Raw genomic sequence first — 19,813 nt, 5'->3', positions numbered from 1 at the left:
CTGTCGTGAGGGGTTCAGGCGGTGATGCGCTCGAGGACGAGCGGGGTGGATGCCGGGGCTTCCGCACCGATCTCCCAGGCGCCCTCGAGCGCCTCGGCGGCCCGCGCGAAGCGGTTCTCATCGTCGGCCAGCAGTGTGAACAGCGGCTGTCCGGCGGTGACCGTGTCGCCCGGCTTCACGTGCAGGTCGATGCCGGCGGCGTGGATGACGGGGTCCTGTGCACGGGCGCGTCCGGCGCCGAGGCGCCAGGCGGCGATCCCGAACGGGAGGGCTTCGAGCCGCGTGACGACGCCGGACTCGGTCGCCGTGACGGTGTGGGTCTCGCGCGCGGTGGGCATCGCGGCATCCGGGTCACCGTCCTGCGCGCGGATCATCCGGCGCCACGAGTCCATGGCGCGCCCGTCCTTCAGGGCGGCTTCCACGTCGGCGTCGGGCTGGCCGGCGAGGGCGAGCATCTCTCGTGCGAGCGCGACGGTCAGCTCGACGACGTCGGCGGGTCCGCCGCCGGCGAGCACCTCGACGGACTCGCGGACCTCGTTGGCGTTACCGATGGCGAGGCCGAGGGGCGTGTTCATGTCGGTGAGCAGCGCCGTGGTCGCGACGCCCGAATCGGTGCCGAGGGCGACCATCGTGCGGGCGAGCTCGCGGGCCTTGTCGACGTCCTGCATGAAGGCGCCGGAGCCGAACTTCACGTCGAGGACGAGCGAATCCGTGCCCTCGGCGATCTTCTTCGACATGATGCTCGAGGCGATGAGCGGGATCGCCTCGACGGTGCCGGTGACGTCGCGGAGCGCGTAGAGGCGCTTGTCGGCCGGTGCCAGGCCGGAGCCGGCGGCGCAGATGACGGCGCCGACATCCCGCATCTGCGCGATCATCTCGTCGTTGCTGAGGGCTGCTCGCCAGCCGGGGATGGCCTCGAGCTTGTCGAGCGTGCCGCCGGTGTGCCCCAGTCCGCGGCCCGACAGCTGCGGCACCGCGACGCCGAAGGCGGCGACGAGCGGCGCGAGCGGGAGGGTGATCTTGTCACCGACGCCGCCGGTGGAGTGCTTGTCGACGGTCGGCTTGCCGAGCCCGCCGAAGCTCATCCGCTCCCCCGAGGCGATCATCGCATCGGTCATGACGCGGATCTCGTCGCGGTTCATCCCGTTGAGGAGCACCGCCATCGCGAACGCGGCCATCTGCGAGTCGGCGACGTACTCGCGGGTGTACGCGTCGATCATCCAGCGGAGCGCATCCTCGGGGACGGCGCCGCCGTCGCGCTTCGTCCGGATGACGTCGACGGCGTCGAACGCCTCGACCGCGCTCATCGGGCGGCCTCCAGATCGCGGGGACCGAACGCATCGGGCAGGACCTCGTCGATGGTGCGGATACCGGACACGGTTTCCAGCAGCATCCCGGGGATCGCGAATTCGTTGAGCAGCTGTCGGCACCGGCCGCACGGCATGATCGTCTCGCCGTCGTTGTTGACGCAGACGAACGCGACGAGCTCGCCGCCGCCGGTCATGTGGAGGTTCCCGACAAGGCCGCATTCGGCGCACAGGCCGACCCCGTAGGAGGCGTTCTCGACGTTGCAGCCGGTCACGATCCGCCCGTCGCTCACGAGCGCCGCGGCGCCCACTCGGTAACGGGAGTACGGCGCGTACGCCTTCTCCATGGCCTCGACGGCTGCCGAACGCAGCTCGTCCCAATCGATGTCGGTCACGACTTCTTCCTCTGTAGATGAGCGGATGCCGCGGGTCGCGGCATCCCGTGTCAGCCCTTGATGTAGGGCTTGCCCGCTGCCGCGGGCCCGCGGATCTGCCCGGCGAAACCGGCGACCGCGAGGATCGTCACGACGTACGGCAGCATGAGCATGAATTCGCTCGGGATGGGGGTGTCCAGCACGGTGAGCTGGTTCTGCAGGTTCGTCGCAAAGCCGAACAGCAGCGCGGCGAGCGTCGCGCGGATCGGGTCCCACCGGCCGAAGATGACGGCCGCGAGAGCGATGAAGCCGAGCCCGGCGGTCATCTCCTTGCCGAACTGCGGCACCGAGACGAGCGTGAAGTACGCGCCGCCGATGCCGGCGATCGCTCCGGCGAGCGAGACGTTCCAGAATCGCGTCGTGTTGACCTTGATGCCCACGGTGTCGGCGGCCTGCGGGTGCTCACCCACGGCGCGAAGGCGCAGACCCCAGCGCGTGCGGTAGAGGCTCCATGAGACAACGGCGACCGCGACGTACATGAGGTACACGATGAAGGTCTGGTTGAACAGGACCGGACCGATGATCGGGATCTCGCTCAGGAACGGGATCTCGATGCGGCCGAAGCGCTCCGGACGGTTGAGGGTGTCCTCGTTGGGGACGAGCAGCGCCCCGTAGAGGAAGCCCGTCAGGCCGGTCACGAGGACGTTCAGGACGACGCCGACGATCACCTGGTCGACGAGGTACTTGATGGCGAACGCCGCGAGGACGAAGGAGACCAGCACGCCGCCCACCATCGCGCCGATCAGGCCGATGAACGGGCTGCCCGTGATGCTCGACAGGAGTGCCGCCGAGAAGGCGCCCAACAGCAGCTGACCCTCGATGGCGACGTTGACGACGCCGACGCGTTCGCCGATGACGCCGCCCAGCGCACCGAACACCAGCGGGACCGACAGCGACACGGCTCCGAAGAGCAGGCTCGTGACGGGGAAGGTTCCTCCGGCGGCGGCCCACACGATGAAGGCGACGACCGCAACGACCGCGAAGACCGAGGTCAGCCACAGCGGCGTCCGGCGGTAGTTCCACGCGTTCCATGCCGCGAGTGCAGCGAGGAGGACGAGGACGACGACCATCGCCCAGCTCGTGGCGCCCGTCGGCACCTCGATGTTCGGGACGGCGATCGACGAGGTCGCGTCGCCGAGGCGGAACGTCGTGACGGCGCCGCGGGGGACGAGGCCGAACAGGAGCGCCATCAGCACGACGACGACGCCGAACACGATCGGCACCTTGACGTGACGCGCCTTGACGACGGTCAGCTGGATGGTGCCGTCGGATTCGAGTGCGGGAGCCGGAGCGCTCATGCCGCCACCGCCTTCTTCGCGGCCTTGGCTCGCGCCTTGTCCGCCTTCTCGATCTCGGTCTTGGGAAGGAAGAACACGGCGCGCAGCAGAGGCGGCGCGGCGATGAAGAGCACGACGAGCGACTGGACGACGAGCACGATGTCGACCGGGATCCCCTGCGCCTGCATCGAGAACGACCCCGCCTTGAGGGCGCCGAACAGGATGCCGGCCGCGAAGGTCCCCCACGCGCGGCTGCGCCCGAGGAGGGCCACGGTGATCGCGTCGAAGCCGATGCCGGCGTCGATGGTGGCGGCGAAACCGGTCGTGACGTTGCCCTGGATCTGGTTCATGGCGGCGAGACCGGCGAGGCCGCCGGCGAAGACCATGGCGTAGATGTAGATGCGCTCGACGTTGATGCCGCCCGCACGCGCGGCGTGCGGGTTCTCGCCGACGGCCCGCATCCGCAGTCCGAGGCTGGAGCGCTCGATGAGCCACCAGACGAACACGGTCGCGACGACGACGATGACGAAGCCCCAGTCCAGCTGCGGGAACGTCGGGCCGAACAGGTCGGGGAACTGGGCTGTGGCCGGCGTCGGCTGCGACTGCGGCTGGTTGCTGCCCTCTGCCTGCAGGAGACCCGGGGTGCGCAGCATCCACAGCAGCAGGTAGTACGCGACGTAGTTGAGCATGATCGTGAGGATCACCTCGTGCGCACCGGTGCGCGCCTTCAGCAGACCCACAAGACCACCCCAGATCGCTCCGCCCAGGATGCCGGCGAGCAGGGTGAGCGGCAGGTGCACGAGCAGCGGCAGGTCGAGGTTGAACGCGAAGAAGCCTGCGAACAGGGCACCGACGAGCATCTGGCCGCGCGCACCGATGTTGAACAGGCCGACGCGGAACGCCAGGGCGACGCCGAGGCCGGCGGCGATCAGCGGCGCGGCGAACCCGAGGGTGTTGGTCAGCGGGCGGATCTGCGCCGAGAAGTCGCCGACGCGCGGGTTGAAGACGGCGCCGCGGAAGAGGGCCTCGTACCCGGTGTAGATGGCGTTCCACGCCGCGACGAGGGTGTCGGTGGGACGCGCGAAGAAGTATCCGCTCGTGCGCTGCACCTCTTCGTTGGTCACCGCGATGAGCACGCCGCCGACGATCATGGCGAGCACGAAGGCGAGGATCGTCGTGACGGCGCTGCCGCGCACGAGCTCGCGGAAGAAGACGTCGGTGCGCGAAGGCTGACCCGGCTCCTTCTCCCCCGTCAGCGGGCCGCTCGCGGTGGGCAGCTGTGCAGCGGGATGCGCCGCGTCGGCGGCGCCGGGCGTCGTGCCGCTCATGCAGCCACCTCCGGGTCGGTTGCGCCGGCCATCATGAGGCCGAGGGTTTCGCGGGGGGTGTCACCGGGGACGATGCCCACGACGCGCCCGCGGTACATGACAGCGATGCGATCGGCGAGTGCGGTGACCTCGTCGAGCTCGGTCGACACGACGATCACGGGGATCCCCGCGTCGCGCGTCTCGACGATGCGCTTGTGGATGAACTCGATGGATCCGACGTCGACGCCGCGGGTCGGCTGGGCGGCGACGAAGAGCTTGAGGTCGCGGCTCATCTCGCGAGCGATGACGACCTTCTGCTGGTTTCCGCCGGACAAGGTGCCTGCAGGGGTCTCGGGACCCCGCGTGCGGATGTCGTATTCCTCGATGCGGGCGCGCGCGAACGCGTCGAGTTCGGCGCGGCGGATGGTGCCCGCACGCGAGAACGCCGGGTCGGTGGTGCGGTCGAGGATGAGGTTCTCGGCGACGGAGAAGCCGCCGACGAGCCCGTCTTCCTTGCGGTCCTCGGGGACGAAGCCCACGCCGGCATCCAGGATGCTGCGGACGCTCTTTCCGACGAGCTCCGTGCCGTCGAGGCTGATGGAGCCCTCGGTGCGGGCGGCGAGGCCGACGATGGCCTCGACGAGCTCCGTCTGGCCGTTGCCCTGCACACCGGCGACGGCGAGGATCTCGCCAGGACGGACGTCGAACGACACCTCGTCGACGACGATGGCGCCGCCGGGGGTGAGGACGCGCAGGTCTCGCACCTCGAGTCCGCCGGAGCTCGGCTTGGCCGGCTCCTTCTGGACGGTGAGCTCTACGGCACGACCGACCATGAGGGAGGCGAGCTCGGCGTTGGTCGCCGTCGGCGACGCGGTGCCGACGATCTTGCCGAGGCGTACGACCGTGATCCGGTCGGCGACCTCGCGCACTTCGCGCAGCTTGTGCGTGATGAAGACGATGGACGTCCCCTCGTCGCGCAGCTGTCGCATGATCCCCATGAGCTCGTCCGTCTCCTGGGGGGTGAGGACCGCGGTCGGCTCGTCGAAGACGAGGACCTTCGCGTCGCGGGAGAGGGCCTTGATGATCTCGACGCGCTGCTGGACGCCGACGGGGAGGTCGCCGACGAGGGCGTCGGGGTCGATCTGGAAGCCGAACCGGTCGGCGACGGCACGCACATGGGCGCGGGCCTGCGCGAGGTCGAGCTTGCCGAGGCCGGTCGTCTTCTCGTGGCCGAGCATGACGTTCTCGGCGACGGTGAACACGGGGATGAGCATGAAGTGCTGGTGCACCATGCCGATGCCGGCCGCCATCGCGTCACCGGGACCCCGGAAGTTCTGGACGGCGTCGTCCAGCAGGATCTGTCCCTCATCGGCGCGGTAGAGGCCGTAGAGGACGTTCATGAGAGTGGATTTGCCGGCGCCGTTCTCGCCGAGGAGAGCGTGGATCTCCCCCGGCTCGACCACGAGGTCGATGTGATCGTTGGCGACGAGGCTGCCGAATCTTTTCGTGATTCCGCGGAGCTCGAGCTTCATACGAGAACCCTAACCGGCGGGTGTCTGGAAAGTACCCGCCATAAAACGTTGAGCGAACGGCACTCGGGGCGGACAGCTCTGCGCTGCCCGCCCCGAGTGGATGTCGTTCAGATCACGGCGAGTTCTTGGACTCCACCGTGATGTCACCGGAGATGATCGACTTCTGGAGCGCGGCGAGCTCGTCGGTCAGACCGGCGGGCAGCTTCGACTCGAAGTCGTGGAAACTCGAGAGCTTGACGCCCTCGTTCTCGAGGGTGCCGACGTACGGCGCGGCGTCGAACTTGCCGGTCGATGCGGCGACGGTGGTGTCGTAGACGGCCACGTCGATCGCCTTCATGATCGAGACCAGCGTGATGTCGGAGACCGTGTCGTCGGCGACGGCGAGGTCGCTGTCGACACCGAGGATGAGGGTGTCGTCACCGCTGTCCTTGATCGCCGCTGCCGCGCTCGTGTAGATCGGACCGCCGACGGGGAGGATGACGTCGACGCCCTGGTCGAGGACCGACTGAGCGGTCTGCTTGGCGGTGTCGTTCGCGTCGAAGCCGCCGGTGAAGGCGCCCTTCTGAGCGGCAACGTCCCAGCCGAAGAGCTTGACGTCGGCACCCTTGTCCTCGTTGTACTTCTCGACGCCGAGGGCGTAGCCGTCCATGAAGACCGCGACCGAGGGGATCTGGAGGCCACCGAAGGTGCCCACCTTGTTGACGCCGGCCTCAGCGGACCACGCGGCGGCGGCGTAACCACCGAGGTACGCGGCCTCCGCCGTGTTGAACACGAGGGGCTTGATGTTGGGGGCGTCGGTCTTGCCGTCCTGGTCGGTGTCCGCGTAGTCGTCGATGATCGCGAACTGCAGTTCCGGGTTGGCCTTGGCCGCCTCGACCGTCGCCGCGGCGAGCTTGAAGCCGACCGAGACGATGAGGGTGCAGCCCTCGGAGATCGCCGTGGTCATGTTGGGCTCGTAGTCGTTGTCGTTGGTCGACTCGAACTCGAGGGGCTTGATGCCCAGCTCGCCGGCGGCCTTGTCCATGCCGTTCTTGGCCGACTCGTTGAACGACTTGTCGTTCCAGCCACCGGCGTCGGAGACCAGGCAGGGCTTGAAGCCGTCGACGATGTCGCCGCCACCGGCGCCGGCGGACGACGTCGGGTTGGCCTCGGGTGCGGTACCGCAGCCAGCCAGCGCGGCGATGAGAAGCGCGGCACCGGCGATGCCGGCGAGCTTCTTCGGGTTCGAGATGGTCAAGAGTGCCTCCACGGAAGAGAACCCGCGGACTTCGCGGGTGTGCGCAACCGAAGTTACCCACTGTGACGACGACCGGTCACCCTGATGAGCCCGTTCGTCCGAATGGTTACAAAGCCGCAATGAACCCGTCACAGGAGCGGCATCCTGCTCAACGGACGGGGTGTCAGAGGACGTCGCCGCGACCGGTCACCTTCAGCGCGTCGACGACGCTCTTGACCCGCTGGGCGTGCTCGGCGGTGGTCACCAGAAGCGCGTCGTCCGTGTCGACGACGACGATGTCCTTGACGCCGATGATGCTGATCACGCGACTCGTCTGCGAGACGACGATGCCGCTCGCGGCATCCGAGAGCACCCGGGCGTTCTGTCCGAGGATCGCGAGGTCGGTGCGGCCGCCCGAGTTGAGCTTGGCGAGGCTCGCGAAGTCCCCCACGTCGTCCCAGTCGAAGTGTCCGGGGACGACGGCGAGCTTGCCCTTCTCCGCCGCCGGCTCCGCGACGACGTAGTCGATCGCGATCTTCTCGAGGGTCGGCCAGATGCGGTCGACGGCGGGGCCCCGCAGGTCACGGTCGTCCCACGCTTCGGCGAGCTCCATGAGCCCGGCGTGCAGGGTGGGGTTGTTCGCCTCGATCTCGGCGAGCAGGACGTCGGCCCGCGAGATGAACATGCCCGCGTTCCAGAGGTAGGAGCGATCGGCGACGTAGGCCTTCGCTGTCTCGAGGTCGGGCTTCTCGACGAAGCGCTCGACCAGGGAGGCATCCCGCGCGCCGTCGACGATCAGCTCGCCGCCCCGCTTGATGTAGCCGAAGCCGACCGCCGGCTCGGACGGGGTGATGCCGATCGTGCAGATGTAGCCCTCGCGTGCGACCTCGACGGCGTCGCGCACCGCGAACTCGAACACGCGCGAGCCGCGGATGACGTGATCGGCGGCGAAGGATCCGATGACGACGTCCGGATGCCGCCGGTGCAGGATCGCCGCAGCGAGTCCGATCGCGGCGGCGGAGTCCCGCGGCTCGGATTCGAGGATGACGTTCTTGTCGGGGATGCCGGGGAGCTGCGCCTCGACGGCGGCGCGGTGCGCGCGGCCGGTGACGACGGCGATCCGATCGGGCCCGGTGAGGGGCTCGAGCCGGTTCCAGGTGTCGCGGAGGAGGGAGTGCCCCGACCCGGTCAGGTCGTGGAGGAACTTCGGGGCATCCGCGCGAGACAGGGGCCACAGGCGGGATCCGACGCCCCCGGCGGGGATGACGGCGTAAAAGTCCTCGATGTGTTCGACCATGGTCGGAACCCTACCGGCCGATTAAGGCTCGCCTTCCTCGCCCACCCCTCGCGAGGCCGCTTAGGATGGTCGATGCGCCCGCTTGCGACGATGGGCGACATTCCCCGGGATGCCGCGATCTCGCCGCACGCGCGCGATCCATCTCACTCAAGGGAGGACGACCGTGTCTGCACCAGCACGCGTCACGCCGTCGATCGCTGAGACCACGTCCAAGACCCCGCGCGGCACGCTGTACCGCGGCAACGAGGGCATGTGGTCGTGGGTCCTTCACCGCATCACGGGCATCGCCATCTTCTTCTTCCTGCTCGTGCACGTCCTCGACACCGCACTCATCCGGGTCTCCCCCGATGCGTACAACGCGGTCATCGGCACGTACAAGAACCCGATCATGGGCCTCGGCGAAGTCGCCCTGGTCGGCGCGATCGTCTACCACGCCTTCAACGGCCTCCGCATCATCGCGGTGGACCTGTGGCCGTGGGCCACGCGTCACCAGCGGCAGCTGTGGTGGGGTGTGCTGGCCGTCTGGGCCGTCACCCTCGTCGGCTTCGCCGCGCGCCACCTTCCGAACGTCTTCTCGCACATGGGAGGCGAGCACTGATGACCGCCGACACCCTCGCCGCTCCGCGCACCCCGCAGGGCAAGGCCGCCGTCCGCAAGAAGGGTCCCAACCTCGAGAAGTGGGGCTGGGTCTTCATGCGCGTCTCGGGCGTGCTGCTGCTCGTCCTGATCTTCGGACACCTCTTCGTCAACCTCATGGTGGGCAAGGGCATCTCGGCCCTCGACTTCGCGTTCGTGGCCGGCAAGTTCTCGAACCCGTTCTGGCAGTGGTGGGACGTCCTCATGCTGTGGCTGGCGTTCATCCACGGCACGAACGGCATGCGCACGATCGTCAACGACTACGTCACCAACGCGAAGGTCCGCCGGGTCCTCGTCACCAGCCTCTGGGTGGTGGCCGGCTTCATGATCCTCCTCGGCACCCTCGTGGTCTTCACCTTCGATCCCTGCATCCCCAACCTCGACGGCAGCGTTCTCGCCGAGGTCTGCAAGGCACAGGGCTGAGCCGGCCGCGCCGGCACGCAAAGCAGAGAACAGAGGCATTCGTCACGTGAGCACTCAGACCGCGGACTCCGTCGTCAAGGACGGCGTCCACTACCACCAGTTCGACGTCGTCATCGTGGGCGCCGGCGGCGCCGGCATGCGCGCCGCGATCGAAGCCGGCCCCGGCGCGAAGACGGCCGTCATCACCAAGCTCTACCCGACCCGCAGCCACACCGGCGCGGCCCAGGGCGGCATGGCGGCAGCGCTCGCCAACGTCGAAGAGGACTCCTGGGAGTGGCACACCTTCGACACCGTCAAGGGCGGCGACTACCTCGTCGACCAGGACGCGGCTGAGATCCTCGCGAAGGAGGCCATCGACGCGGTCATCGACCTCGAGAACATGGGCCTGCCCTTCAACCGCACGCCCGACGGCAAGATCGACCAGCGCCGTTTCGGCGGGCACACCGCTGAGCACGGCAAGAACCCGGTCCGTCGCGCCTGCTACGCCGCCGACCGGACGGGTCACATGATCCTCCAGACGCTGTTCCAGAACTGCGTCAAGCTCGGCATCAACTTCTTCAACGAGTTCTACGCCCTCGACCTCATCACGGTGAAGGATGCCCTGGGTCGCACCGGCATCGCCGGTGTCGTCGCGTACGAGCTCGCCACCGGCGACCTCCACGTCTTCCACGCCAAGGCCGTCATCTTCGCAACCGGCGGCTTCGGCAAGATCTTCAAGACGACCTCGAACGCCCACACCCTCACCGGTGACGGCGTCGGCATCGTCTGGCGCAAGGGACTGCCGCTCGAGGACATCGAGTTCTTCCAGTTCCACCCGACAGGTCTGGCGGGCCTCGGCATCCTCCTCACCGAGGGTGCCCGCGGTGAGGGCGCGATCCTCCGCAACGCCTCGGGTGAGCGGTTCATGGAGCGCTACGCCCCCACCATCAAGGACCTGGCGCCCCGCGACATCGTCGCCCGGTGCATGGTCAAGGAGGTCCTCGAGGGCCGCGGCGCCGGTCCGAACAAGGACTACGTCTACCTCGACTGCACGCACCTGGGCGCCGAGGTGCTCGAGACGAAGCTCCCCGACATCACCGAGTTCGCCCGTACCTACCTCGGCGTCGACCCGGTCGTCGAGCCGGTGCCGGTCATGCCGACCGCGCACTACGCGATGGGCGGCATCCCGACCAACATCAAGGGCGAGGTCCTCGCCGACAACGACACCGTCGTCCCCGGCCTCTACGCCGCGGGCGAGTGCGCGTGCGTATCGGTGCATGGCGCGAACCGCCTCGGCACGAACTCGCTCCTGGACATCAACGTCTTCGGGAAGCGCTCCGGCCAGAACGCGGTCGAGTACGTCCAGACCGCCGAGTTCATGCCGCTCCCCGAGGACCCCGCGAAGGAGGTCCGCGAGCTGATCGAGGGTCTGCGCAACAACGCGGGCACCGAGCGCATCTCCACGCTCCGCAAGAAGCTGCAGGAGGAGATGGACGCCAACGCCCAGGTCTTCCGCACCGAAGAGACGCTCACGAACGTCATGGGCACGATCAACGACCTGCGCGAGCGGTACAAGAACGTCCACGTCGACGACAAGGGCAAGCGCTACAACACCGACCTCCTCGAGGCCGTCGAGCTGGGCTTCCTCCTCGACATCGCCGAGATCGTCGCCTACGCCGCGCGCAACCGCAAGGAGAGCCGCGGCGGTCACATGCGCGAGGACTACCCCGACCGCAACGACGACGAATACATGCAGCACACGATGGCCTACCTCACGGGCGACCCGCACTCCGCGAACCCCGAGGACCACATCCGCCTGGATTGGAAGCCGGTCGTGTTCACCAAGAACGAGCAGGGCGAGTACAACTACCCGCCGATGGAGAGGAAGTACTGATGACGATCGTCGACAGCGGCGCCCCGGCGCAGACGCAGGAGACGAACGACTCCGGCATCCAGTCGTACCTGGTCACCTTCATCATCCGGCGCTTCGACCCCGAGGTGGACGCTGAGCCGCGCTGGGTCGACTACGACGTGGAGATGTACCCGACGGACCGCGTGCTGGACGCACTGCACCGCATCAAGTGGGACGTCGACGGCACGCTGAGCTTCCGCCGCTCGTGCGCCCACGGCATCTGCGGCTCGGACGCCATGCGCATCAATGGTCGCAACCGCCTCGCCTGCAAGACGCTGATCAAGGACCTCGACATCTCGAAGCCGATCTACGTCGAGGCGATCAAGGGACTGCCGCTGGAGAAGGACCTCATCGTCGACATGGACCCGTTCTTCGAGTCCTTCCGCGACGTGCAGCCCTTCCTCCAAGCGAACAGCGCGCCGGAGCCCGGCAAGGAGCGCATCCAGTCGATCAAGGACCGCGCCGTCTACGACGACACCACGAAGTGCATCCTCTGCGCCGCGTGCACGTCGTCCTGCCCCGTGTTCTGGACCGACGGTCAGTACTTCGGCCCCGCCGCGATCGTCAACGCGCACCGCTTCATCTTCGACTCGCGCGACGACGCGGGCGACGTGCGCCTCGACATCCTCAACGACAAGGAAGGCGTGTGGCGCTGCCGCACGACCTTCAACTGCACCGAGGCGTGCCCCCGCGGCATCGAGATCACCAAGGCCATCGCCGAGGTCAAGCAGGCGGTCCTCCGCAGCTGATCCGGCCGGATAGCCTCGAGGCGTGACCTCGGACGACACGACGCCTCCCCTGCGCGAGCGGTGGGAGGCGTCTCGTCTGCGCGAGCGACTCGATCAGCCGATCGAGCGGGCCACCGAGCTGACGCAGCGGACCATCGGTTCGTTCCCGGTGCGGGTGTGGCGCCGCTTCCTGCGGCGGAACGGGTTCCTGCTCGCGGCATCCATCAGCTATCAGTCCCTGTTCGCGATCTTCGCGACGCTGTACACCGCCTTCGCCGCCGTCGGCCTCTGGCTGGGCGGTTCGCAGACCGCCATCGACGGACTCATCACGGTCGTGAACTCCTACCTGCCCGGATTCATCGCGGTCGGGGGAACGCTCGATCCGGCCGACGTGGCGGGTATCGCGCGCGACAGCGGCAGCCTCCTCGCGGTGACGGGTGCGATCGCCGTCACCGTCGCGATCTGGACGGCGATCGGATTCGTCACCTTCACCCGCCGCGCGGTGCGCGACATCTTCGGCCTGCCGTTCGACACGAGAAGCTTCGTGCTCCTCAAACTCGGGGACCTGCTCGCCGCCCTCCTGTTCGGGCTCGCCCTGGTCCTCGGCGCGCTGTTCGGACTCGTGGCGGGCGGTGTCGTGGCGATCGTGCTCGACTGGGCCCAGGTGCCGTACGAATCCACCGCGGTGGACGTATCGAGCCGCATCGCGTCGGTCATCGTCAGCATCCTTCTGAACACCACCGCTCTCACCGGACTCATCCGGTTCCTCACCGGGACCTCGCTGCCGGTGAGGTCGATCATCCCGGGCGCCGCCGCCGGCGGGAGTGCCCTGGCGCTCCTGCAGCTCGGCGCCGGATTCCTCGCGGTCTACTCCCCCACCAACCCGCTCCTGGCGACGTTCACCGTCGTCGGGCTGCTGCTCTGGCTCCGCCTCGCCGGGATCGTGATCCTCGTCGCCGCATCCTGGATCGCCGTCGCCGCGGACGACGCCGACATCCCGCTCGTGGAGATGACCGCCGAGGAGCGACGGGAGCAGGAGCGCCGCGCGCTCCGCGTCGTGGCCGAAGCCGGTGTCCGCGAGGCGCGGCAAGCGCTCGCGGACGCCTCGTGGTGGCGGAAGCCCGGCGCGCGGCGTGATCTGCGGCACGCCGAGGACCTCTGGGAACGCACCCGGCGGTGAGGCGATGTCCGCCGCCCTGGATACGCTGGAAGGCGTGCCACGAACACTCCGCATCGCCTCTGTCAACGTCAACGGCATCCGCGCCGCCGCCCGGAAGGGGATGCACGACTGGCTCGAGACCGCGGGGGTCGACGTCCTGACCCTGCAGGAGGTGCGGGCCGAGGCATCCGATCTCGCCGCCGCCCTTCCCGGATGGCACCTGGTGAACGACGAGGCCCTCGCGAAGGGTCGCGCCGGCGTCGCGATCGCGACCCGCGAGCCGTTCGACGTCTGGCGCGTCGAGCTCGGCGACGACACGCTCGATTCGAAGGGCCGGTGGGTCGAAGCCGACATCGAGGTCGACGGCGAGCTGCTCGCCGTGGTCAGTGCCTACGTCTTCACGGGCGAGGCGGGCACCGAGAAGCAGGTCGCGAAGTACGCGTTCCTCGACGCGATGGAAGAGCGGATGCCGCACCTCGGCGACCTCGCGCTCATCACCGGCGACCTCAACGTCGGGCACCGCGAGTTCGACATCCGCAACTGGAAGGGCAACGTCAAGAAGGCCGGCTTCCTCCCGCGCGAGCGTGCGTACTTCGACCGCTTCATCGGGCCCGCGGGTGAGACCGTCGCGACCGTCGACGGCGAGAGCGGCACCGGACTCGGTTGGGTCGACGTGGGGCGCAGCTTCGCCGGCGAGGTCGACGGGCCGTATACGTGGTGGTCGAACCGCGGCAAGGCGTTCGACAACGACACCGGCTGGCGGATCGACTACCACCTCGCGACCCCCGAGCTCGCGACGCGGGCGACCGACTACCGGGTCGTCCGGGCAGCGTCCTGGGACACCCGCTGGAGCGACCACGCGCCCGTCGTGGCCGACTACACGCTCGGCAGCTGAGGCACGGACGCGGGGGCGCGGCATCCGTTCGCGCCTAGGATCGTAGGGTGAGCAAACCCCGCCTGTACTCCGGAATGCAGCCCTCCGCCGATTCCCTCCAGATCGGCAACTACATCGGGGCGCTCCTGCAGTGGCGGGACATGCAGGAGTCCTACGACGCGTTCTTCTCCGTCGTCGACCTGCATGCCCTCACGCAGCCGAACGATCCCGCGGAGCTGCGCGAGAAGACCCGCCGCACCGCCGCGCAGTACATCGCCGCCGGCATCGAGCCGTCGAAGTCGACGCTGTACGTGCAGTCGCACGTGCGCGCGCACGCCGAGCTCGCCTGGGTGCTGTCCACGGTCACCGGCTTCGGCGAGGCCGGCCGGATGACGCAGTTCAAGGACAAGTCGGCGCGCTACGGCACCGACGCCACCAACGTCGGGCTCTTCACGTACCCGATCCTCATGGCCGCCGACATCCTGCTGTACCAGACGGATCTCGTCCCCGTGGGCGACGACCAGAAGCAGCACGTCGAGCTGACCCGCGACCTCGCCGAGCGCTTCAACAGCCGCCACGGTCAGACGTTCGTCGTGCCGAAGCCCGTCATCCAGAAGGAGACGGCGCGGATCTACGACCTGCAGAACCCGACGTCGAAGATGTCGAAGTCCGCCGAGTCGGATGCCGGTGTCCTCTGGCTTCTCGACGATCCGGCCAAGTCGGCGAAGAAGATCATGCGGGCCGTCACCGACTCGGAGGGCGTCGTCCGCTACGACTCGGAGAACAAGCCCGGCGTCTCGAACCTCCTTGTGATCTACGCCGCCCTCACCGGTCGGCAGGTCCCCTCGATCGAGGACGAGTACGCAGGTCGCGGCTACGGCGACTTCAAGAAGGGGCTCGCCGAGGTCGTCGTCTCGGAGTTCGGTCCCGTGCGCGAGCGCACGCTCGAGCTGCTCGACGACCCGGCCGAGCTCGACCGGGTGCTCGCGACGAACGCCGCCCGCGCCGAGGAGGTCGCCGACCGCACCCTGGGTGACGTCTACGACAAGCTGGGGCTGCTGCGTCGTGCCTGATCAGCCGACTCCCGAGCTCGGGCCCGCCCCCGAGACCGTCGCGGCGATCGACGCGGCCGCTGCGGTGTCGATGGCCGCCCCCGACGACCGCGACGCGCAGGAGCGCCTCTGGCGCGCCGTCTTCGCCCTCGAGCGGTGGATCTTCATCGCGCGCGGAGCCGATGAGCAGCCCTCCCCCTTCGCCGCCACCACCGAGCAGGGCCCGGCGATCTTCGCCTTCTCGACGCCGGAGCGTGCCGCAGAGGCGGCGACGGGGTTCGGCATCCCGCCCGAAGAGGTCGACCGGCTGCTCGCGGTTCCGATGCCGGATGCCGCGGGCTGGGTCGCCTCCTACGCCGAGGTCGGCGTGGAGTCCATCGTGTTCGACGCACCGGTGACCGGCGCGATGGCCCCGCTGGCCAACCTCGCCGCCATGGCCGTCTGGATCCAGCAGCACCCCGAGGGCTGAGCCCGCTGCTACGCGTTCCGTATTCAGTCTGCGGACGCATCCGGCCCTGAGCACCCCGCAGAACCACGCTCCGCCGTCCCGTTGTCGCATCCTTCGGGACTGAATTCGGTTCTGCAGGATTGCTCAGTGGCCAGAACGATGCGAGTCCAGGAGCCCTCGGAGCGCAGCAACGACGAGGTCCGGGCGATAGAGGATGTCCTCCGCCATGAGGCGAAGAACGCTGTACCCGAGTGCAGCCAGCGCGCGGTCGCGGCGGTAGTCGGTCCGCTGCTGATCCCATGAGGAGTGGAACTGTCGACTGTCGCACTCGATCACCAACCACCCGTCGACCAGCAGGTCGACGCGCCCCACGCCTTCAAGGGTGACCTGGAGTTCGACGGAATGCCCAAGGCTCCTCACCATCAGTCGGACCAGAGTCTCGGGACCGGACTCCGCGCGTCCGTCCAGGAGAGGCGCCAGCGCACGATAGCGACGGGGTAGCACTCCGAACAGGTCTCGGATCTCTGCGAGAGTGATCAGCCCGACGTGCGCGGCGCTGTCGAGTGTGGCGATGGCGTGTCGTGCGTCCTGACACCGAACGGCGTCGAGAAGCGCGTCGTAGATGTGAACTGCCCCCGAGCCCGGTGCCTCCAGCCATCTCCGCCAGTGCAGGCTCACCCCATCGCGGTCACCGACAGGCGCGAGGATGGGGCCCGTCGATCCCCGCATCCTGCTGTCGCCTCGTTCCATGTGGATATGGACCTTCGCGTCGTCAAAGGTGAACACGCCGAGGGCGGCCAGCAGGGAAATGCAACCGAGTCGCCCACCGACTCGTGCCGCCGTGACGAGCGCCGGAGGTGCGTCGCCCGACACGTAGTGCCCCTTGCGCGCTCGGATCAACCGCCCGTCGCGGACAGCATCAGTGATCTGTCGCGCTGACGCACCGCTCGACACGAGCTCAGCTCTCGTCCATACCTCGAACATCCCGCCACTGTGGGCCTGCCGCCCCGACTGACGACAGCGACAGCGCCACCTGTGGACGATGCGGCCTTTGCCCAGAATCTGGAGACGACGGTGAAGTTGTCGTCGTTCAGTATTCAGTCTCGGGCGTCGACGCGAGGCGCTCGCGCCGCCGAGTCGCGCAAGGGGTGCTCGCGCGTCCGAGTGCCGAGACTGAATACGGCACGCGCGGCCGCCGCTAGGGTCGGGGCATGGAACCGGTGACTCTGCGGACCGAGCGGCTCGAGCTGTCCGTCCCGACGGCGGCCGACGTCGACGCGATCACGGCGGCGGCGCAGGATCCCGAGGTGCCCCGGTGGACGACGCTTCCGTCGCCATACGACCGGCGGCACGCGGAGGACTTCGTCGCCAAGGCGACCGGATGGTGGGACGACGAGAGCGAGCTCACCTGGGGCGTCCGCAGCGCGGGCCGCTGGATCGGCATGGTCGGCCTCCACCGCGTCGAGAAGCAGGGCTCGGCAGAGATCGGGTTCTGGATGGATGCCGCATCTCGCGGCCACGGCTACCTCACCGAGGCGGCCACCGCCGTCGTGGACTTCGGGTTCGCGGAGCCCCTCGCTCTCGCCCGGATCCAATGGCGCGCCGTCGTCGGCAACCACGCGTCGGCGCGGGTCGCGCAGAAACTCGGGTTCCGGTACGAGGGCCTCCTCCGCCAGGGGCTCAGCGATCCGCGCGGCCGTCACGACGGCTGGATCGCCGCGCTCCTGGGCACGGACGACCGCTCGCCGCAGACGTGGCCGGTGCTCTGACAAGCCGGTCCCGTGACAACCCCCTGACCGCCGTCCCCACCGGATGACAGGATGACCCCATGCCTGAGATGCCCGAGGTGCAGGGACTGGTCGACTTCCTCCGCGAGCGTGCGACGGGACTGACCGTCACGAAGGTGTCGGTCGCGAACATCGCCGCCCTGAAGACGTACGACCCGCCGATCGACGCGATCACCGGCGCGACCGTCACCGGTGCGGAGCGTCATGGCAAGTTCGTCGACCTGCAGACGGATGCCGGTGCCCACCTCGTCTTCCACCTCGCCAAGGCGGGCTGGCTCCGCTGGTACGACCAGCTGCCGGCGACGGTCATCCGACCGGGGAAGACCCCGATCGCCCTGCGGGTCGGCTTCGACGACGGCTCCGGGTTCGACCTGACCGAGGCCGGCACCAAGAAGTCCCTGGCCTACTACGCCGCCCGCTCCCCCGCAGACGTCCCCGGCATCGCACGCCTCGGCCCGGATCCCCTCGACGAATCCTTCACGCGCGACACCCTCGCGGAGCTCCTGGCAGGACGTCGCACGCAGATCAAGGGCGTCCTCCGGGACCAGTCGATCATCGCGGGGATCGGCAACGCCTACTCCGACGAGATCCTCCACGCCGCGAAGATGTCGCCGTACGCATTGGCTGCAGGGCTGACGGATGCCGAGATCGACAGGCTCTACGCTGCGTTACGGCAGACCCTCGCCGAGGCGGTGGCCGCGGCGTCCGGCAAACCTCCGGCCGACCTCAAGGACGCCAAGCGTCGCGGGATGGCCGTCCACGGCCGACGCGGCGAGGTGTGCCCGGTGTGCGGCGATGAGGTGCGATCGGTGTTCTTCGCCGACAACAGCCTCGAGTACTGCCCGAGGTGCCAGACGGGCGGCAAGATCCTCGCGGACCGCCGCCTGTCGAGGCTCCTGAAGTAGGTCAGACGGTTCCGGCGAGGACCCGGGCGTCGTCGTCGACCCAGCCCATCGACTTCGAGACGGCCTTCTCCCACAGACGGCATCGGCGGTCGCGCTCGTCGGGGTCCATCTGCGGCTCGAACCGGCGGTCCTCCTGCCAGTACCCGCGGAGCGCGTCCTTGTCGGACCACACGCCGACGGCGAGACCGGCGGCGTAGGCGGCGCCGAGCGCCGTGGTCTCGACGACCTTGGGACGGATGACGGGGATGCCGAGGATGTCGGCCTGGAACTGCATGAGCGTGTCGTTGCGGGTCATCCCGCCGTCGACGCGGAGCTCGTCGAGGTCGCGGCCGGTGTCGGAGATGACGGCGGCGATCACGTCGCGCGTCTGGAACGCGGTCGCCTCGAGGGCGGCGCGGGCGATGTGCGCCTTGGTGACGTAGCGGGTGAGGCCGACGAGGGCGCCGCGCGCGTCGGGTCGCCAGTACGGGGCGAACAGTCCCGAGAAGGCGGGCACGAAGTAGGCGCCGCCGTTGTCCTCGACGCTGCGGGCGAGCCGCTCGACCTCGCCCGAATCGGAGATGATCCCGAGGTTGTCGCGCAGCCACTGCACGAGCGAGCCGGTGACGGCGATGGAACCTTCGAGCGCGTAGTGGGCGGGCTCGTCGCCGACGCGGTAGGCGACCGTCGTGATGAGACCCGCCTCGGAGCGGACGAGCTCGGTGCCGGTCCCGACGAGCAGGAAGTTGCCGGTGCCGTACGTGTTCTTGGACTGCCCGGCGTCGAAGGCGGCCTGCCCGAAGGTGGCGGCCTGCTGGTCCCCGAGGATGCCGGCGATCCGGATGCCGCGCGCAACCCGCGGCTGCGCGACCTCGCCGTAGACCTCCGAGGAGGAACGGATCTCGGGCAGCATCGCGCGCGGGATGTCCCAGATCTCGAGCATCTCGTCCGACCAGTCGAGGGTCTTCAGATCCATCAGCAGCGTGCGGCTCGCGTTGGTGACGTCCGTGATGTGGATGCCGCCGTCGCTGCCACCCGTGAGGTTCCAGACGATCCACGTGTCCGGCGTGCCGAACATCAGGTCGCCGTTCCGCGCCGCGTCGCGCGCCCCGTCGACGTTGTCGAGGATCCACGCGATCTTCGACGCCGAGAAGTACGACGCGAGCGGCAGCCCCGTCACGTCGGCGAAGGCGTCGACGCCGTGCGTCTCGATCAGCCGGTCGATCGCGGGCTGCGTGCGGGTGTCCTGCCAGACGATCGCATTGTGGATCGGCCGGCCGGTGCGGCGGTCCCAGACGATCGCGGTCTCGCGCTGGTTGGTCACGCCGATGGCGGCGACGTCCGACGGCGCCAGCCCCACCTGGTTGAGGACGCGGGCGAGCACCCATTCCGTGTTCGTCCAGATCTCCACGGGGTCGTGTTCGACCCGCCCGGCCCGCGGGAAGATCTGCTCGTGCTCCCGCTGCGCGGTGGCGACGAGCGCCCCTTCGCCGTCGAACACGATCGCGCGTGTCGAGGTGGTTCCCTGGTCGATGGCGATCACGTGTTCGGCCACGTCTCG

19 protein-coding genes are annotated in these 19,813 nt (G+C 68.8%); 10 read left to right on the top strand and 9 right to left on the bottom strand.

Annotated elements, in window-relative coordinates; translation table 11 throughout:
- Positions 1-14 precede the first annotated feature (14 nt).
- From Q9S78_RS07545 to Q9S78_RS07515, 7 genes are all read right to left on the bottom strand, one after another.
- Positions 15-1,307, bottom strand: a complete 1,293-nt coding sequence (locus tag Q9S78_RS07545) for a thymidine phosphorylase (protein WP_020096721.1) — start codon at positions 1,305-1,307, stop codon at positions 15-17.
- On the bottom strand, positions 1,304-1,729 hold the full coding sequence (locus Q9S78_RS07540; protein ID WP_081626489.1) for a cytidine deaminase: 426 nt from the start codon (positions 1,727-1,729) through the stop codon (positions 1,304-1,306). Before Q9S78_RS07540 ends, Q9S78_RS07545 begins: the two co-directional genes overlap by 4 nt.
- Before the next feature lie 23 nt (positions 1,730-1,752).
- A complete protein-coding gene (locus tag Q9S78_RS07535; protein WP_311857667.1) occupies positions 1,753-3,039 on the bottom strand; it encodes an ABC transporter permease in 1,287 nt (428 codons plus the stop codon).
- Positions 3,036-4,346, bottom strand: coding sequence for an ABC transporter permease (locus Q9S78_RS07530; RefSeq protein WP_018188780.1), 1,311 nt, complete (start codon positions 4,344-4,346; stop codon positions 3,036-3,038). The genes Q9S78_RS07535 and Q9S78_RS07530 overlap by 4 nt, the downstream gene beginning before the upstream one ends.
- On the bottom strand, positions 4,343-5,857 hold the full coding sequence (locus Q9S78_RS07525) for an ABC transporter ATP-binding protein (protein WP_018188781.1): 1,515 nt from the start codon (positions 5,855-5,857) through the stop codon (positions 4,343-4,345). The genes Q9S78_RS07530 and Q9S78_RS07525 overlap by 4 nt, the downstream gene beginning before the upstream one ends.
- A 112-nt stretch (positions 5,858-5,969) precedes the next feature.
- On the bottom strand, positions 5,970-7,094 hold the full coding sequence (locus Q9S78_RS07520) for a BMP family lipoprotein (RefSeq protein ID WP_311869884.1): 1,125 nt from the start codon (positions 7,092-7,094) through the stop codon (positions 5,970-5,972).
- Positions 7,095-7,257: 163 nt separating this feature from the next.
- On the bottom strand, positions 7,258-8,370 hold the full coding sequence (locus Q9S78_RS07515) for a mannose-1-phosphate guanylyltransferase (RefSeq protein ID WP_311869881.1): 1,113 nt from the start codon (positions 8,368-8,370) through the stop codon (positions 7,258-7,260).
- A gap of 163 nt (positions 8,371-8,533) precedes the next feature.
- On the opposite strand from Q9S78_RS07515, the gene sdhC reads away from it, so the two are divergent.
- From sdhC to Q9S78_RS07475, 8 genes are read left to right on the top strand one after another with little or no spacing between them, the layout of a single operon-like run.
- A complete protein-coding gene (gene sdhC / locus Q9S78_RS07510) occupies positions 8,534-8,968 on the top strand; it encodes a succinate dehydrogenase, cytochrome b556 subunit (RefSeq protein ID WP_018188784.1) in 435 nt (144 codons plus the stop codon).
- Complete coding sequence (locus tag Q9S78_RS07505) at positions 8,968-9,429, top strand: succinate dehydrogenase hydrophobic membrane anchor subunit (RefSeq protein WP_311857673.1); 462 nt, start codon at positions 8,968-8,970, stop codon at positions 9,427-9,429. Before sdhC ends, Q9S78_RS07505 begins: the two co-directional genes overlap by 1 nt.
- Positions 9,430-9,475: 46 nt before the next feature.
- Entirely contained in the window at positions 9,476-11,302 is a 1,827-nt protein-coding gene (sdhA, locus tag Q9S78_RS07500; RefSeq protein WP_018188786.1) for a succinate dehydrogenase flavoprotein subunit, read from the top strand.
- On the top strand, positions 11,302-12,069 hold the full coding sequence (locus Q9S78_RS07495; RefSeq protein WP_018188787.1) for a succinate dehydrogenase iron-sulfur subunit: 768 nt from the start codon (positions 11,302-11,304) through the stop codon (positions 12,067-12,069). The genes sdhA and Q9S78_RS07495 overlap by 1 nt, the downstream gene beginning before the upstream one ends.
- Before the next feature lie 22 nt (positions 12,070-12,091).
- Entirely contained in the window at positions 12,092-13,228 is a 1,137-nt protein-coding gene (locus Q9S78_RS07490) for a YihY/virulence factor BrkB family protein (RefSeq protein ID WP_311857677.1), read from the top strand.
- 4 nt (positions 13,229-13,232) lie between these two features.
- A complete protein-coding gene (locus tag Q9S78_RS07485) occupies positions 13,233-14,102 on the top strand; it encodes an exodeoxyribonuclease III (RefSeq protein WP_376716536.1) in 870 nt (289 codons plus the stop codon).
- A gap of 47 nt (positions 14,103-14,149) precedes the next feature.
- Positions 14,150-15,154, top strand: a complete 1,005-nt coding sequence (gene trpS, locus Q9S78_RS07480) for a tryptophan--tRNA ligase (RefSeq protein WP_081626483.1) — start codon at positions 14,150-14,152, stop codon at positions 15,152-15,154.
- Complete coding sequence (locus Q9S78_RS07475; RefSeq protein WP_311857682.1) at positions 15,147-15,602, top strand: hypothetical protein; 456 nt, start codon at positions 15,147-15,149, stop codon at positions 15,600-15,602. The genes trpS and Q9S78_RS07475 overlap by 8 nt, the downstream gene beginning before the upstream one ends.
- 123 nt (positions 15,603-15,725) lie before the next feature.
- Here the strand turns inward: Q9S78_RS07475 and Q9S78_RS07470 are convergent, their stop codons facing one another.
- Positions 15,726-16,454: an endonuclease domain-containing protein gene (locus Q9S78_RS07470; RefSeq protein ID WP_311869878.1), complete on the bottom strand. Its 729-nt coding sequence runs from the start codon at positions 16,452-16,454 to the stop codon at positions 15,726-15,728.
- 338 nt (positions 16,455-16,792) lie between these two features.
- Between Q9S78_RS07470 and Q9S78_RS07465 the strand changes: the two genes are divergently transcribed.
- Together Q9S78_RS07465 and Q9S78_RS07460 are read left to right on the top strand one after the other, a co-directional pair.
- Positions 16,793-17,350 (top strand): GNAT family N-acetyltransferase, encoded by a 558-nt coding sequence (locus Q9S78_RS07465; RefSeq protein ID WP_311869876.1) that lies wholly within the window; start codon positions 16,793-16,795, stop codon positions 17,348-17,350.
- Positions 17,351-17,409: 59 nt separating this feature from the next.
- Positions 17,410-18,273: an Fpg/Nei family DNA glycosylase gene (locus tag Q9S78_RS07460; protein ID WP_311869873.1), complete on the top strand. Its 864-nt coding sequence runs from the start codon at positions 17,410-17,412 to the stop codon at positions 18,271-18,273.
- Between the two features lies 1 nt (position 18,274).
- Here Q9S78_RS07460 and glpK read toward each other — a convergent pair whose 3' ends face one another.
- Complete coding sequence (glpK, locus tag Q9S78_RS07455) at positions 18,275-19,807, bottom strand: glycerol kinase GlpK (protein WP_311869872.1); 1,533 nt, start codon at positions 19,805-19,807, stop codon at positions 18,275-18,277.
- Positions 19,808-19,813 lie beyond the last annotated feature (6 nt).

This window comes from Microbacterium aquilitoris (assembly GCF_031932285.1).
GTDB classification, from domain to species: Bacteria; Actinomycetota; Actinomycetes; order Actinomycetales; family Microbacteriaceae; genus Microbacterium; species Microbacterium aquilitoris.
This window is presented reverse-complemented; position numbering and strand designations above follow the sequence as displayed.

What these genes read in the sequence shown, in the direction of transcription:
- Q9S78_RS07545 (WP_020096721.1), bottom strand. Translation starts at nt 1,307, where the DNA reads ATGAGCGCGGTCGAGGCGTTCGACGCCGTCGACGTCATCCGGACGAAG.
- Q9S78_RS07465 (WP_311869876.1), top strand. Translation starts at nt 16,793, where the DNA reads ATGGAACCGGTGACTCTGCGGACCGAGCGGCTCGAGCTGTCCGTCCCG.
- Q9S78_RS07530 (WP_018188780.1), bottom strand. Translation starts at nt 4,346, where the DNA reads ATGAGCGGCACGACGCCCGGCGCCGCCGACGCGGCGCATCCCGCTGCA.
- Q9S78_RS07495 (WP_018188787.1), top strand. Translation starts at nt 11,302, where the DNA reads ATGACGATCGTCGACAGCGGCGCCCCGGCGCAGACGCAGGAGACGAAC.
- Q9S78_RS07535 (WP_311857667.1), bottom strand. Translation starts at nt 3,039, where the DNA reads ATGAGCGCTCCGGCTCCCGCACTCGAATCCGACGGCACCATCCAGCTG.
- Q9S78_RS07460 (WP_311869873.1), top strand. Translation starts at nt 17,410, where the DNA reads ATGCCTGAGATGCCCGAGGTGCAGGGACTGGTCGACTTCCTCCGCGAG.
- Q9S78_RS07505 (WP_311857673.1), top strand. Translation starts at nt 8,968, where the DNA reads ATGACCGCCGACACCCTCGCCGCTCCGCGCACCCCGCAGGGCAAGGCC.
- Q9S78_RS07515 (WP_311869881.1), bottom strand. Translation starts at nt 8,370, where the DNA reads ATGGTCGAACACATCGAGGACTTTTACGCCGTCATCCCCGCCGGGGGC.
- Q9S78_RS07485 (WP_376716536.1), top strand. Translation starts at nt 13,233, where the DNA reads ATGTCCGCCGCCCTGGATACGCTGGAAGGCGTGCCACGAACACTCCGC.
- Q9S78_RS07525 (WP_018188781.1), bottom strand. Translation starts at nt 5,857, where the DNA reads ATGAAGCTCGAGCTCCGCGGAATCACGAAAAGATTCGGCAGCCTCGTC.